The organism is Dactylosporangium sp. CA-139114 (assembly GCF_050955725.1).
GTDB lineage: Bacteria > Actinomycetota > Actinomycetes > Mycobacteriales > Micromonosporaceae > Dactylosporangium.
In genome coordinates this window covers 2,909,596-2,923,225 of sequence record NZ_CP192080.1, presented here as the reverse complement: position 1 = coordinate 2,923,225, position 13,630 = coordinate 2,909,596, and the positions used below count along the sequence as shown (strand labels likewise).

Here is a 13,630-nt window from a genome sequence, read left to right as displayed (position 1 = left end):
CAAGAGATTGACGACATCATCCGCCGGGCCGGACCAGACCCGTCTCGTAGGCCAGCACGACGAGCTGCACACGGTCGCGCAGGCCGAGCTTGGTCAGCACCCGCCCGACATGCGTCTTGACCGTCGTCTCGGCCACCCGCAACCGCTCGCCGATCTCCAGGTTCGACAGCCCCTCGGCGACCAGCAGCAGCACCTGCCGCTCCCGGTCGGTCAGCAGGTCGAGCCGGACCCCGGACGGCACCTTCGCCATGACGGGGCCGGGCACGACGAAGCGGTCGAGCAGGCGGCGGGTCACGCTGGGGGCCACCACCGCGTCGCCGGCCGCGACGACCCGGATCGCCGCGAGCAGGTCGGCCGGGGGCGCGTTCTTGAGCAGGAACCCGCTCGCCCCGGCCTGCAGCGCGGCGAAGGCGTCCTCGTCGGTGTCGAAGGTGGTCAGCACCAGCACCAGCACCCGCGGCCCGTCCGGCCGGCGGGCGAGCTCGGCGGTCGCGGCCACCCCGTCCATGACCGGCATGCGGATGTCCATGACGACGACGTCGGCCGGGGTGTCGCGCAGCAGCCGCAGCGCCTGCGCCCCGTCACCGGCCTCGCCCGCGACGGTCATGTCGGGCTGGGCGGACAGGATCATCCGGAACCCGGCCCGCACGAGCTCCTGGTCGTCCACGATCACCACGCCGATCATGCGGTCCGCACCGGGATCACGGCCCTGACCTCCCAGCCGCCGCCGGGCCGGGGCCCGGCCGCGAACGTCCCGCCGTGCATCGCCACCCGTTCCCGCATCCCGGCCAGCCCGTGCCCGGACTCGCCGGAGGCGTCCGAGCCGGTGCCGTCGTCCGTGGCCGTGATCGTGAGGCGGCCGTCGCGGCGCTCCAACCGTACCGTCAGCGTCGCCCCGGCCCCCGCGTGCCGCAGCGTGTTCGTCATCGACTCCTGCACGATCCGATACGCGGTCAGCTCCTCCGCCGCCCCGAGCGGCCCCGCCGCACCCTCCACCCGCAGGGTCAGCCCCGAGGCGGCCGCGAGCTCGGCCACGTCGGCCAGGCCCACGCGCCGCCGATCGGCCTCCACGGGCCCGCGCAGCACCGCGAGCACCCGGCGCATGTCGGTGAGCGCGTCGCGGCCGGTCGCGGCGATGGTGTCGAGGGCCTGCCGCGCCTGGGTCGCCGAGGGGTCCAGGGTGTACGCCGCCCCGTCCGCCTGCACGATCATGACGCTCAGCCCGTGGGCGATGACGTCGTGCAGCTCCCGCGCGATGGCGGCCCGCTCGTCGGCGGCGGTGAGCCGGGCGAGATGGTCGCGCTCGCGCTGCAGGGTCGCGGCCCGCTCCTCGAGCGAGGCGACGTAGAGCAGTCGCGTGCGCACCGAGAAGGCGGTGACCCACGCGGCGACCGTGATCGCGCCCAGGACGGCGAACACGGTCCAGAAGTTGCCGGAGTTGTGCCGCTCGGCGAACGCGGCCAGCAGCACACCGATGCCCGCGCCGGCGCCGGCCACGATGCCCCACACGAGACGCGGCTGGTACTTCACCACCGAGTACATGGCGATGAGCGCGGCCACGTCCACCATCCGCACCGCCGGGCGCACCGCGAGCTGCGCGAGGGCGAGCCCGCAGACGACCAGGGCGACCGTCATCGGAAAGGCGCGGCGCAACAGCAGCACGAGGGCCATCGCGACCAGGATGGCGGCGAGGAGGGGCGGGTGGGCGAAACCGCGCTCGAGGTACAGCAGCGCGAGCACGCACGCCGTGACCCCGATGTCGAACAGTCTCGCCCTCACGCCGACCAGCCTAGGCACGTGCCGCGCGCCTGGCGGGTAGGACCGCGGCGAGCACCGCCGCGGCGGCCGCGAGCGCCACGAAGCCGGCCAGCCGGCCGAAGGGCACGCTCAGCAGCGGGTGTACCGCCCCGAACGCAGCCTTCGTCGCGAGCCACCCGTAGAGCACGCCGAACGCCACCCCGCCCAACGCCCCGGCCAGCGCCATGAGCAGGGCCTCGGCCAGCAGCGTGGCCCGCAGCTGCCCGCGGGTCAGGCCGAGCGCGCGCACCAGCCACGACTCCCGGGCCCGCTCCAGCACCGACAGCGAGAGCGTGTTGCCGATCCCGATCACCGCGATCACCAGCGCGAAGGCCAGCAGCGCGGCGATGATCGCGAGCATCTGGCCGATCTCGGCGTTGCGCTCGTCGCGCACCTCGGCCAGGTCCGCCACCTGCACCAGCGGGTGCGCGGCCAGGGTCTCGTCGAGCCGCTGCCGCGCGGCCGCCGCCGACAGCCCGGGCGCGGCCTTCACCAGCACCAGGCCGTCGTCGCGCACGTCCGGGAACAGCGTGGCGAAGTCGGCCTCGGCGATCACCGCGTCGCCGACGAGGCTCGAGCTCTGCACGACCGCGGCCACGGTCAGCCGCAGCCGGCGGTCCCCGGCCACGAGCTCGATGGTCGAGCCGGCGGTGGCGCGCACCTGCCCGGCGGCCGGGACCACGGCGGTGCCGGGTCGCACGTCGGCCGCGAACACCTCTGCCCCGGCGCCGACGGTCCCGACCAGCACGTCGCCGGCCTGCCCCTGCTTGACCGGCGCGGCCACCGGGAAGCCCGCGGCCCGCACCTCCCCCGCCACCCCGGCCGGCACCAGCTCGCCGGGCACCGCGGGCGTCAGCAGGTAGTCGACCGGGAAGGCCTTGTTGAGCTGCGCCTCGGCGGTCCGGTTGGCCGTGGCGGCGACGGTCCCGCCGCCGGCCATCAGGCCGACCCCGATGAGCAACGTCGCGGTCGTGGCCGCCGTCCGGGCCGGGTGACGGGCCGCGTTCGCCACGGCCATCCGCGCCGGCACCCCGAACAGCCGCCCCGGCAGCCAGCCGAGCGCCCGCACGACCGGCCCGACGAGCCGGGGCATGAGCAGCAGCAGGGCCGCGAAGTTGCCGATGCCGCCGAGCATGACCAGCGCCATCGCCTCCAGCGCCCCGCCGGTGCCGCGCAGCCCGGCGACGGTCAGCGCGGTCCCGGCCAGCGCGGCCAGCGCGGCGAGCGCGGCCGGCACGAGCGTGATCCGCCGCATCGAGCCGGACTCGGGCACCGCGGCCCGCAGCGCCGCCATCGGCCGGACCCGCGACGCGCGCAGCGCCGGGGCGACCGCGGCGCCGACGGTGACCAGCAGGCCGAGGCCCGGGCCGACCAGCAGCGGCAGCGGGCTGAGCACCACGTCGCCGGCCGGCAGCCCGAGCGCCGTGGAGAACCGGGACATCAGCAGCGCGACGAGCACGCCGAGGCCGGTGCCGAGCGCCGCGCCGGCCAGGCCGACGAGCACGGCCTCGGCCAGCACGAGCCGGAACACCTGCCCGCGCCCGGCGCCGACGCAGCGCAGCAGCGCCGTCTCGCGCAGCCGCTGGGCCATGAGGATGCCGAACGTGTTGACGATGACGAAGCCGGCGACGAGCACGGCCACCAGCGCGAACAGCCCGATGCCGACGAGCAGCCCGCCGAGCTGCCCGGAGGCCGCCTTCGCCAGGTCCTTGCGCAGCTGGATGCCGGTGCGGGCCCGCGCGTCGAGCCCGGACCCGAGCCGGTCGCGCACGGCGGCCGCGTCGGCGCCCGGCTTCAGCGCGGCGACGACCTCGCGGTAGCCGTCCGCACCGGTCAGCCGGGTCAGCTCGGCGTCGGTGACGACCACGGTGGACGTGCGGCCGCCGCGGAAGCCGGTGACCTCGACGAGGCCCACGACCCGCAGCCGCTGCCGCCGCTCCCCCGCGCCGACGACGGTGATCTCGTCCCCGACGGATACCGTGATGCGTTCGGCGGTACGGATGTCGAGCGCCGCCTCCCCGCCGGTCTGCGGCACCCGCCCGGTGCGCACGTCGAACGGCCGCAGCCGCGCGACGGCGCCGGCGTTGATGCCGTAGCCGGGCTGCCCGACGTCGGTGACGAGCCGCCCCCGCCGGTCCAGCAGCGGCAGCCGCTCGGCCCGGCGCCCGTCGGCCTCGGCGACGCCGGCGTCGGCCCGCGCCCGGTCCAGGACGGACGGCTCCAGCCGCCCGTCGTCCCGGGCCGTGACGGCGGCGCCGACGTTGCGGGCGGCCCGGGCGTACTCGTCGTAGAGCGCCGCCTGCGCCGTGTCCCGGTAGATGAGGGTCCCCGCCACGAAGGCCACCGCGAGCACGACGGCGACCAGGGTCGGGACGAGCCGCCGGGCCCGCAGCCCGGTGAACGCGGTGCGCAGCACGTCAGCCCCCCAGCCGGCGCAGGCCGGCCAGGACCGCGTCGGGGGTCGGACGGTGGATCTCCTCGACGATCCGCCCGTCGGCGAGCAGGACCGCGCGATCGGCGTGCCCGGCCGCGACCGGGTCGTGGGTGACCATGACGATCGTCTGGCCCAGCTCGCGCACGCTGCGGCGCAGGAACTCCAGCAGCCCGGCCCCGGTGCGGGAGTCGAGGTTGCCGGTCGGCTCGTCGGCGAACACCACGTCGGGCCGGCTCAGCAGCGCCCGCGCGCACGCGACCCGCTGCTGCTGGCCGCCGGAGAGCTCGGAGGGCCGGTGCCGCAGCCGGTCGGCGAGGCCCAGGGTGGTCACGAGCTCGCGCAGCCGGCCCGGGTCCGGCCGGCGCCCGGCGAGGTCGAGCGGCAGCGTGATGTTCTGCTCGGCGGTCAGCGTCGGCAGCAGGTTGAACGACTGGAACACGAACCCGATCCGCTCCCGCCGCAGCCGGGTGAGGGCCCGGTCGGACAGCCCGGTGATCTCGGTCCCGCCGATGCGCACCGACCCGCCGTCGACCGTGTCGAGCCCGGCCAGGCAGTGCATGAGCGTCGACTTGCCGGAGCCCGACGGCCCCATCACGGCGGTGAACTCCCCGGCCGCGAACTCGACCCCGACCCCGTCGAGCGCGCGCACCGCGGTGTCGCCGCTGCCGTACACCTTCACCACGTCGGCGGCCCGGACCGCCACCCGTCCCATCCCGTTGTTCGTCACGATCCGTGACGCTAGGCGCGCACGGGCCGCGCGTCGTCCACGCGAGGTCGTACTACCTGAGCAGGACCCGCGCGGACGGTCAGCGGCCGCAGGTGAGGGCGGCGATCGTGTCGGCGACCGCGGACGGGGACGGCATCGCGGCGATCTCGGCGGCCAGCTCGGCCGCGCGCAGGTGGTAGCCGTCGTCGGAGAGCAGCTTGGCCGCCTCGATGCGCACGGCCTCGGCGCAGCGCTGCGCGAACGGTACCGCGCGGGCCGCGCCCGCGGCCGTGAGCCTTTCGGCGATCGCGAACTGGTCGCACATCTGCGGCATGAGCAGCTGCGGGCGGCCGGCGGTCAGGGCCGCCATCGAGCTGCCCGAGCCGCCGTGGTGCACGAACAGCGCGCAGCCGGGCAGCAGCTGGTTGTGCGGGATCCAGCCGATGCGGCGCACCCCGTCGGGCAGCCCGCCGAGGTTGTGCACCCCGGCGCCGGAGACCACGACCTCCACGTCGAGCTCGCGCAGGCCGAGCACGGCGGCGGTGAGGCCGTCGACCCCCTCCGGGATCGGCACGGTGCCCATCGACACGCAGACCCGCGGCCGGTCCGGGGTCTCGAGCAGCCAGTCGGGGATGGTGCAGGCGGCGTTGTACGGCACATAGCGCATCGGCGTCCCGCCCCGCACGGCGCCGAGGCTCGGCGGGCACGTGTCGACGGTGAGCGCGGGCGGGTCGACCGTGACCCCGCCGTACAGGGTGGACAGTCGCGGCTCGACCCTGGCCAGCGCGGCCCGGTGCACCGGCTCGGGGACCGGCAGCCCCCAGTGCTGCAGCACCCAGGGCACCCCGGCGCGCGTGGCCGCGAGCGGCCCGGCGTACTCGACCGGCTCGGTCACGACGAGGTCCGGCCGCCATGCGCGCACGAGCGCGTCGATGTCGTCGCGGGTGCGCTCGGCGAGGGCGACGAACACGTCCAGGTCGAGCTCCTCGTTGCCGCCGAGGCCGACGCCGGACGGCCACAGCTCGAAGAACGAGGCGTCCCCGCCGACCACGGCCGCGGTGAGCCCGGCCCGGCGCACCTGCTGGTGCAGCGGCTGCGGGACGGCGACGAGCACCTGGTCGCCGCGCAGGTGCAGGGCCCAGGCCAGCGGCACCATCGAGAACAGGTGGCCCGGGGCCGGGTTCATGGTGAACAGCACGCGCATGTCAGTCCTCCGGTCGTTCGGGCGCCGACAACGTCACCGGCAGGTCCTCGATGCCGCGCAGCATGGTGCCGGGCGCCCGGTAGCGGACCGGCCCGGCGATGCGCAGCGCGGGGAACCGGCGCAGCAGGCGCGGGAAGAGCACCTGGGCGTGCAGCCGGGCCAGGGCCGCGCCCGGGCAGAAGTGCCGGCCGGCGCCGAAGCTCAGCGACGCGCGGCCGGGCTTGCGCAGCACGTCGAAGCGGTCGGGCTTGCCGACGTACGCCGGGTCCCGGTTCGCCGCCCCGATGAGCCCGAGCACCGCCATGCCGGGCGCCACCTCGACGTCGCCGAAGCGGGCGGGCGCCATGGCGATGCGGACCGCCACCTGCACCGGCGGCTCGTAGCGCAGGATCTCCTCGACGGCCCGCTCGGCCTGGGCCTCGTCGCCGCCGCGGACCAGGGCGGCCTCGTCGGGGTACGACAGCAGCAGCCGCGCCCCGAGCGACACCAGGCTCGCCGGCGAGTCGTAGCCGGCCCCGAAGAGCAGGACCAGGTCGCCGAGGTACTGCTCGCCGAGGTCGGGCCGCAGCCCCCGCACCGTCGCCAGCAGCCCGGTCTCCCGCCCGGCCGCGAGGGCCTCGAGCGCGTCGATGATCTCGTCCCCGGCCGCGGCCATCCCGGTGCGCTGCCGGGGCGTCATGAACGGCTCGAACGCCGCCGACGCGACCCGGGCCGCCTCCCCCAGCCGCAGCGCGTCCGCGTCGGGGATCTCCAGCAGCCGCCCGGTGACGAGCGAGGCGAACGGCACCGCGAGCGCCTCGGCGAGGTTGACCGTCCCGCCGTCGGCCAGCCGCTCCCCCAGCCGGTCCAGGCAGGCCTCGGCGGTGTCGATCGTGTGCTCGCGCAGCTCCTCGGCGCGGCGCGGGACGAGCCGGCGGCCCAGGGCGGCGCGCAGCTCGCTGTGCGCGGCCCCCTCGCGCCAGCCGAACGACTGGTACAGGCAGCGGATGAGCCGCACCTCGCGCCAGTTGGGGGTGAGCCGGGCCGGGTCCTCGCCGGGGCTGGCGAAGATCGGCTCCCGCAGCAGCCGGGCCACGTCGGCGTGCCGGCTGAGCACCACCGCGGCGGTCTTGCCGGGCAGCTCGATGCGCAGCACGGGGGTGCGCTCGCGCAGGGTGCGGTAGTGGGAGTACGGCTCGGCGAGTGCCCGCGGCCGGACCAGGTCGAGGAAGAGCCGCTCGCCGTGGCGGCGCTCGGCCCCGGCCCAGAACCGCAGCAGCGCCGCGACCGTGCGCTCGGGCTGCTCCAGGTTGGGGCTGTGCGACGCGTCCGGGATGATCTCGAGCTCGGCCCCGAGCCGCTGCGCGTAGCCGGCGAAGTCCTGGGTGGACCAGAGGCGCTGGTCGCGGTACCCGTGCATGAGCAGCACCGGCAGCCGCGTGGCGCGCAGGTCGGCGCCGCGGTCCGGCTCGGCGGTGAGCGAGCGCAGCGCCCCGTGCAGGAAGGCCAGGCGCATCCCGTCGAGCCGGCGGCGCCAGAACTCCCGCCGGTCGACGTCCCGCTCGGGCACCAGCCGCCGCACGACGGGCCACATGACGGCCGCGCCCTGCAGCGCGAGGGTCTTGTCGAAGCCGGAGAGCAGCTTGCGGTGCCGCGACCCGTCCATCCCCGGCCCGGCCCCGATGAGCGTGACGGACAGCAGCAGGTCGGGCCGGACCAGCGCGGCGGCGCGGGCGACGAACCCGCCGTAGGAGTGCCCGACGAGGTGCACGGGCCGCCCCGCGCTCGCGAGCACGGCCACCAGGTCCTCGGCGTGCCTGGCGATGGTGTGCGCCTCGGGCGACTCGCCGTCGAGCCGCGCGTAGTGGCCGTGGTAGTCGTAGGCGTAGGCGTGGTACCCGGCGGCGGCGAGCGCCGGCAGCACGGGCACGAAGTCCTCCTTGGACCCGACCACCCCGGCGCACAGCACGACGGCCGCGTTGCGGTCCACCTCGGCGGGCGGCGCCAGGTGCAGCGCCGCGACCGGCCCGCGGGCGGTGTCGAGGACCAGTTCGGAGTCACTGAGCGTGAGCACGCTACGACGATAGTCCGTGTTCGTCCGTTTTGTACGGCTATAAGGCCACTTAGGCCTTGTCAGGCGATAAAAGCCGTGAAGGTCCTCCGCAACGCCGACGCCTGAACGTCCCGCACGGCCGGCGCGGGAGCCGGTGGCGGAGGTTGCGGTGCCGGTGGGCTTCATCTGGGGCGGCGTTACCACCCGCGGACCTGGCAGCGACGGCGCGCCAGCGCCGAGCGGTGCCTGGCGGGAGCGACGGTCCGCACCACGGCGGACCCGAGCCATGCTCTGCAGCTCAGTGCAGGATCGCCGCCTCGGAAAGGGTCGGCAGCAGCGCCGCGCCGGCCAGTGGGGCCTCCTCGCCCAGTGCGGCCGGGAGGACCGTGACCCGCTGGTAGGTCAGGAGCTCGGCGAGGGACTCGCGCAGCGGCGGCCAGAGCGCGGGGCGCCGCAGGGCGATCGCGCCGCCCAGGGCCACCGCCTCCAGGCCGGCGTTCAGGGCGAAGTTCGCCACGCCCAGGGCGAGTGACGAGGCGTACGAGCGCCAGAAGCGCTCGTCGTCGACGTCCTGCAGGGGGCGGCCGAGGCGGCGGTGCAGGGCGCTGCCGCCCGTCAGGGTCTGCAGGCAGCCGATCTGGCCGCAGTCGCACGGGCGCTCGTTGCCCGCGATGAGCTGGTGGCCCGCCTCGGTCGTCAGGTGTACCGCCCCGAGGCGCAGGGCCGCGCCCACGCCGGTCGACAGGGTCAGGTAGCCGCAGCGCTCGAAGCCGCGCAGGGCGCCCGCCGCGCACTCGCCCAGCAGGCCGCACGTCGCGTCGTGGGCCACCCGGACGGGCACGCCGAGCGCGCCGGACAGGTCGGCGGCCAGCGGGCGGCCCTCGTAGCCGCGCAGGTTCAGCGCCACCCGCACCTCGCCCGCCGGGGTGACGCGGCCACCGAAGGACACGCCGATCGCCGACGTGCCGGCGGGGACGGCCGCGATCAGCGTGCGCAGCTGGCGGCCGTAGTCCGGCTCGCTCGGGAACCTCGCGCGGGCGTCGCCGGAGCGCACCCGGGTCCAGGTTCCGCCGATATCGATCGCGGTCACAGAAATCGACACGTCTCATTGTAGAAGTATGTCGATACGTGTGCGAATCTGGTTGGTGGTTCACCCCACCGCCATGGAGGACCGCACATGAAGTCTCGCCTCGCCCTGCTCGCCGCGCTCTGCCTCGTCGTCGCACAGCTCGCCGCGGCCGGGCCCGCGGCCGCGGCCACCACCGTCACCATCAACGGCACCGCCGCCGGGCGCACGTTCGACGGCGTCGGCGCGATCTCCGGGGGCGGCGGCAACAGCCGGCTGCTCTACGACTACCCGGAGCCCCAGCGTACGCAGGTCCTCGACTACCTGTTCAAGCCCGGCTACGGCGCCGCCATGCAGATGATGAAGGTCGAGGTCGGTGGCGACACCAACTCGACCAGCGGCGCCGAGCCCAGCCACCAGCACACCGCGGGCGACCTCAACTGCAACCGCGGCTACGAGTGGTGGATGGCCGAGCAGGCCCGGGCCAGAAACCCGCAGATCAAGCTGTACGCCCTCGCCTGGGGCGCCCCCGGCTGGATCGGCAACGGCAACTTCTGGTCGGACGACATGATCAACTACTACCTCGCCTTCCTGGACTGCGCGAAGAACAGCCACGGCCTCACGTTCGACTATCTCGGGGGCTGGAACGAACGCGGCTACAACAAGAGCTGGTACGAGCGGCTCAAGGCGGCCCTCAACAGCCACGGCTACGGCAACGTGCAGGTCGTCGCCGACGACACCAGCTTCGACCCCGCCAACGACGTGGTCACCGACCCGGCGTTCGCGGCCGCCGTGGACGTGCTCGGCTCGCACTACGTGTGCGGGTACCGCGGGGCCCAGACCAACTGCCCCAGCAGTACCAATGCGATCAGCAGCGGCAAGAAGGTCTGGGCGAGCGAGAACGGCTCCGACGACTACAACCTGGGCGCCGCCGCGCTCGCCCGCGGCATCAACCGGGGCTACCTCGACGGGAAGATGACCGCGTACCTCAACTGGCCGGTCATCGCCGCGATCACCCCGAACATCCCGTTCCCGACGATGGGCGTCGCCCTGGCCGCGCAGCCGTGGTCCGGCAACTACTCGGTCGGCAAGAACACCTGGGTGATGGCGCACACCACGCAGTTCACCGCCCCGGGCTGGCGCTACCTCGACTCGGCGTCGGGCTACCTGGGCGGCAACCGGGCCAACGGCTCGTACGTCACCCTGCGCGACCCGGCCAGCGGCAACTACACCGTGGTCATCGAGACCCTCGACGCCACCGCCGCGCAGCCGTTCACCGCGACCATCACCGGCGGGCTGTCCACCGGCGCGGTGCACGTGTGGTCCTCGCTGCTGAGCAGCACCAGCAACGCCGACTACTTCGCGCACACCGCCGACGTGACCCCGTCCGGCGGCTCGTACACGGTCACGCTGCAGCCCGGGCGCGTCTACACCCTGAGCACCACGACCGGCCAGGGCAAGGGCACCGCGACCGCGCCGGCCGCGGGCACCCTCGCGCTGCCGTACACCGACGACTTCAACGGCTACGCGATCGGGCGCGAGGCGAAGTATCTGGCCGACATGCAGGGCGCCTTCGAGATCGCCCAGTGCGGCGGGACGAGGTGCGTGCGGCAGATGTCGCCCCGCGCCCCGATCACCTGGGACGACCTCAGCGACCCGTACGCGCTGCTCGGCGACCTCGGCTGGAGCAACTACAAGGTCTCCGCCGACGTGCTGCTGGAGCAGGCCGGCTACGCCGAGGTGATCGGCCGGGCCGGGCTCCAGCACGCCTTCGGGCCGGCGGGCCTCAACGCGTACTACCTCCGCCTGAACAGCACCGGCGCCTGGACCCTGCTGCGCAACGACGTCAACAACGCCGCCACGGTGCTGCGCAGCGGAACGGTCGCCGCACCGGGGACCGGCACCTGGCACACCGTCGCGCTGACGTTCTCGGGCAGCAACCTCACCGCCCAGATCGACGGGGCCACGCTCGCCACGCTGAGCGACTCGGTGTGGAGCACCGGCCAGGTCGGCATCGGCACCAGCCAGGGCGAGACCGCCCAGTTCGACAACCTGTCGGTGACCGCCGTCGCCGGGCCGCCCCCGCCGGTCAGCGGGCCGCTCACGAGTGCCCAGTCCGGCCGCTGCCTCGACGTGCCCGGCCAGTCGCAGACCAACGGCACCCAGGTCGAGATCTGGGACTGCAACGGCGGGGCCAACCAGCAGTGGACGCAGCTGTCGAACGGGGCGCTGCGGGTGTACGCGAACAAGTGCCTCGACGTGCTCAACAACGCGACGGCGGCCGGCTCGCCGGTGGCCATCTGGGACTGCAACGGCGGGGCGAACCAGCAGTGGACCGTCCGCGCCGACGGCACCATCGCCGGGGTGCAGTCCGGGCTCTGCCTCGACGTGACCGGCCAGGGCACCGCGAACGGCACGCTGGTCGAGATCTGGACGTGCAACGGCGGCGCCAACCAGCGCTGGGCCCGCTAGGCGTCCGGCACCGGGGCTCCCGCGTGGGAGCCCCGGTGCCGGAGCCGGTTTTACAGTAGTGGGGTGGGGCAGAGTCAGTCGATATTCCAGCGGCCGCAGCGGGGCACCCGGGGGCCGACACCGGGGCACAGCCGCGAGGAGATCGTCGCGGTCGCGATCGCGCTCGCCGACGCCGACGGGCTCGCGGCCGTGTCGATGCGCGCGGTCGCCGCGAAGCTGGGCACCGGGGCGGGGTCGCTCTACCGGTACCTCTCCTCCCGCGACGACCTGCTGGAGCTCATGGCCGACGCGGTCATCGGCGGCCTGGAGCCGTTCCCGCAGGCCGCCGACCCGATCGACGCGCTGGTGCTGCTCGCGCGCCGGCAGCTGGACGTCTACCGTCGGCACGCGTGGCTGACCGAGGCGGTGCAGCAGGCCAAGGGCTTCGGCCCCAACGGCCTGGCGTACCTCGACCACTGCCTCGGCGTCCTGGCCCCCGTGCGGTGCTCGACGACCGCGAAGTTCGAGGCGGTCGCGATGATCACCGGCGTGGTGTCGCTGTTCGCGCGGCCGCAGCCGGAGGGGCTCTCGTTCGCGGCGATCGACCTCTCGCCGTACGCGAACCTGGCCGCGGCGATCGCCGAGGCGTCCTCCGGGGCGCGGCCGGCCCCGCAGGACGCGCCGGATCTGTTCGAGCGGACGGTGCGCGGCCTGCTGGCCGCGCTGCTGCACGGCTAGCGGCGGGCCCACTTCTGGGCGCCGGTGCCGTTGCACTGGTAGAGCTGCACCGGCGTGCCGTTGGCGGTGCCGCTCGAGGTCACGTCGACGCACTTGCCCGAGCCGGCCCCGACCACGGTGCCGTCGGTGTTGAACGTGAACGTCTGCGCGGTCGTGCCGTTGCAGTCCCAGAGCTGGACCTTGGTGCCGTTGGCGGTGCCGTTGCCGTTGATGTCGAGGCACTTGCCGCCGAAGAGCCGCAGCTCACCCGCGGCGGTGCGGGTCCACGCCTGGTTGGTGCCGCCGTGGCAGTCCCAGATGATGATCTGGGTGCCGTTGGCGGTGCCGGCCCCGCTGGCGTCGAGGCAGCGCCCGGACTGCGGGTTCGTCACGGCGGCCGCGGTGCCGACCGGGGGTACGCCGCCGCCCTGCAGGCTCGCGGGGACCGACTGCAGCGCGGAGTACCACCGCGCCCCCATCTTGTCGTAGCCGCCCGCGTTCGGGTGCACGCCGTCGGCGAGGTCGGCGGTCGTGAGCGCCGAGTGCATGTCGACCAGGTGGGTGTGCGTGCCCTTCTGCGCCACGATGCCGGGCAGGGCGGCGTTGTACGCCTGCACGCGCGACTCCAGGGTCGGGTCGCTCTCCGGGGTGATCTGGGCGACGAACAGCTCGACGCCCGGATCGTTGGCCCGGATCTTGTCGATCAGTGCCGACAGCCGCGCGGGCGCGTTGGCGATGTCGTAGTTCTGGTTCATGTCGTTGGTGCCGATGTGCAGCAGGATCGTGCGCGGGGCGTAGGCCTGCAGCCAGCCGACGATGTTGGCGTCGATCTGGTCGATGCGCCAGCCGGAGTGCCCCTCGTGGTCGTGGTCGCCGAGGCTCGCCGGCCCGTTGGACCCGGAGCCGACGAAGTCCGCGGTGTACCCGCCGCCGGCGAGGCGCTGCCAGAGGTTGATGCGGTAGCCGCCGGGCACGTTGTAGCCGTCGGTGATCGAGTCGCCGAGCGGCATGATCTTCACGCCGCCGTTGGACTCGGCCCGGGCCGCGGTCGCGGTCCCGGTGAGGGTGGCCGCGACCATGGCGGTGGCGAGGCCGATCGAGGTGAGCAGTCGTCGCATGCCGTGTCTCCTCCAGACGGGAGATGGCCTGCACGCCGCCCTGGCGGAGGCGGCGTGCAGGGGTCTGCGCATCGATTGTTGACGATGCCACACGGTTCCGTCCAC

10 protein-coding genes are annotated in these 13,630 nt (G+C 74.7%); 2 read left to right on the top strand and 8 right to left on the bottom strand.

The features are described from left to right. Positions 1–16: 16 nt before the first annotated feature. From ACQP2P_RS13245 to ACQP2P_RS13215, 7 genes are all read right to left on the bottom strand, one after another. Complete coding sequence (locus ACQP2P_RS13245; RefSeq protein ID WP_433615955.1) at positions 17–685, bottom strand: response regulator transcription factor; 669 nt, start codon at positions 683–685, stop codon at positions 17–19. Next, a complete protein-coding gene (locus ACQP2P_RS13240) occupies positions 682–1,779 on the bottom strand; it encodes a sensor histidine kinase (protein ID WP_433615953.1) in 1,098 nt (365 codons plus the stop codon). Before ACQP2P_RS13240 ends, ACQP2P_RS13245 begins: the two co-directional genes overlap by 4 nt. A gap of 10 nt (positions 1,780–1,789) precedes the next feature. Further along, positions 1,790–4,213: an FtsX-like permease family protein gene (locus tag ACQP2P_RS13235; RefSeq protein WP_433615951.1), complete on the bottom strand. Its 2,424-nt coding sequence runs from the start codon at positions 4,211–4,213 to the stop codon at positions 1,790–1,792. A 1-nt stretch (position 4,214) separates the two neighbouring features. Then, a complete protein-coding gene (locus ACQP2P_RS13230) occupies positions 4,215–4,943 on the bottom strand; it encodes an ABC transporter ATP-binding protein (RefSeq protein ID WP_433619123.1) in 729 nt (242 codons plus the stop codon). Between the two features lie 94 nt (positions 4,944–5,037). Further along, positions 5,038–6,141, bottom strand: coding sequence for a nucleotide disphospho-sugar-binding domain-containing protein (locus ACQP2P_RS13225; RefSeq protein ID WP_433615950.1), 1,104 nt, complete (start codon positions 6,139–6,141; stop codon positions 5,038–5,040). Position 6,142: 1 nt separating this feature from the next. Next, positions 6,143–8,194 (bottom strand): alpha/beta fold hydrolase, encoded by a 2,052-nt coding sequence (locus ACQP2P_RS13220; RefSeq protein WP_433615948.1) that lies wholly within the window; start codon positions 8,192–8,194, stop codon positions 6,143–6,145. 277 nt (positions 8,195–8,471) lie between these two features. After that, entirely contained in the window at positions 8,472–9,275 is an 804-nt protein-coding gene (locus ACQP2P_RS13215) for an ROK family protein (protein WP_433615946.1), read from the bottom strand. Positions 9,276–9,350: 75 nt separating this feature from the next. Between ACQP2P_RS13215 and ACQP2P_RS13210 the strand changes: the two genes are divergently transcribed. Both ACQP2P_RS13210 and ACQP2P_RS13205 read left to right on the top strand, forming a co-directional pair. Continuing rightward, positions 9,351–11,711: a ricin-type beta-trefoil lectin domain protein gene (locus tag ACQP2P_RS13210; protein WP_433615944.1), complete on the top strand. Its 2,361-nt coding sequence runs from the start codon at positions 9,351–9,353 to the stop codon at positions 11,709–11,711. Between the two features lie 63 nt (positions 11,712–11,774). Next, entirely contained in the window at positions 11,775–12,428 is a 654-nt protein-coding gene (locus ACQP2P_RS13205) for a TetR/AcrR family transcriptional regulator (RefSeq protein WP_433615942.1), read from the top strand. Here ACQP2P_RS13205 and ACQP2P_RS13200 read toward each other — a convergent pair. Further along, the gene (locus ACQP2P_RS13200; RefSeq protein WP_433615941.1) at positions 12,425–13,525 is read right to left on the bottom strand and encodes an RICIN domain-containing protein; all 1,101 of its coding nucleotides are present in this window, start codon (positions 13,523–13,525) and stop codon (positions 12,425–12,427) included. The two genes, ACQP2P_RS13205 and ACQP2P_RS13200, sit on opposite strands and share 4 nt — an antisense overlap. Positions 13,526–13,630 lie beyond the last annotated feature (105 nt).

Coding starts and splice junctions, on each gene's coding strand:
- ACQP2P_RS13245 (WP_433615955.1), bottom strand. CDS start 685: ATGATCGGCGTGGTGATCGTGGACGACCAGGAGCTCGTGCGGGCCGGG.
- ACQP2P_RS13230 (WP_433619123.1), bottom strand. CDS start 4,943: ATGGGACGGGTGGCGGTCCGGGCCGCCGACGTGGTGAAGGTGTACGGC.
- ACQP2P_RS13225 (WP_433615950.1), bottom strand. CDS start 6,141: ATGCGCGTGCTGTTCACCATGAACCCGGCCCCGGGCCACCTGTTCTCG.
- ACQP2P_RS13210 (WP_433615944.1), top strand. CDS start 9,351: ATGAAGTCTCGCCTCGCCCTGCTCGCCGCGCTCTGCCTCGTCGTCGCA.
- ACQP2P_RS13200 (WP_433615941.1), bottom strand. CDS start 13,525: ATGCGACGACTGCTCACCTCGATCGGCCTCGCCACCGCCATGGTCGCG.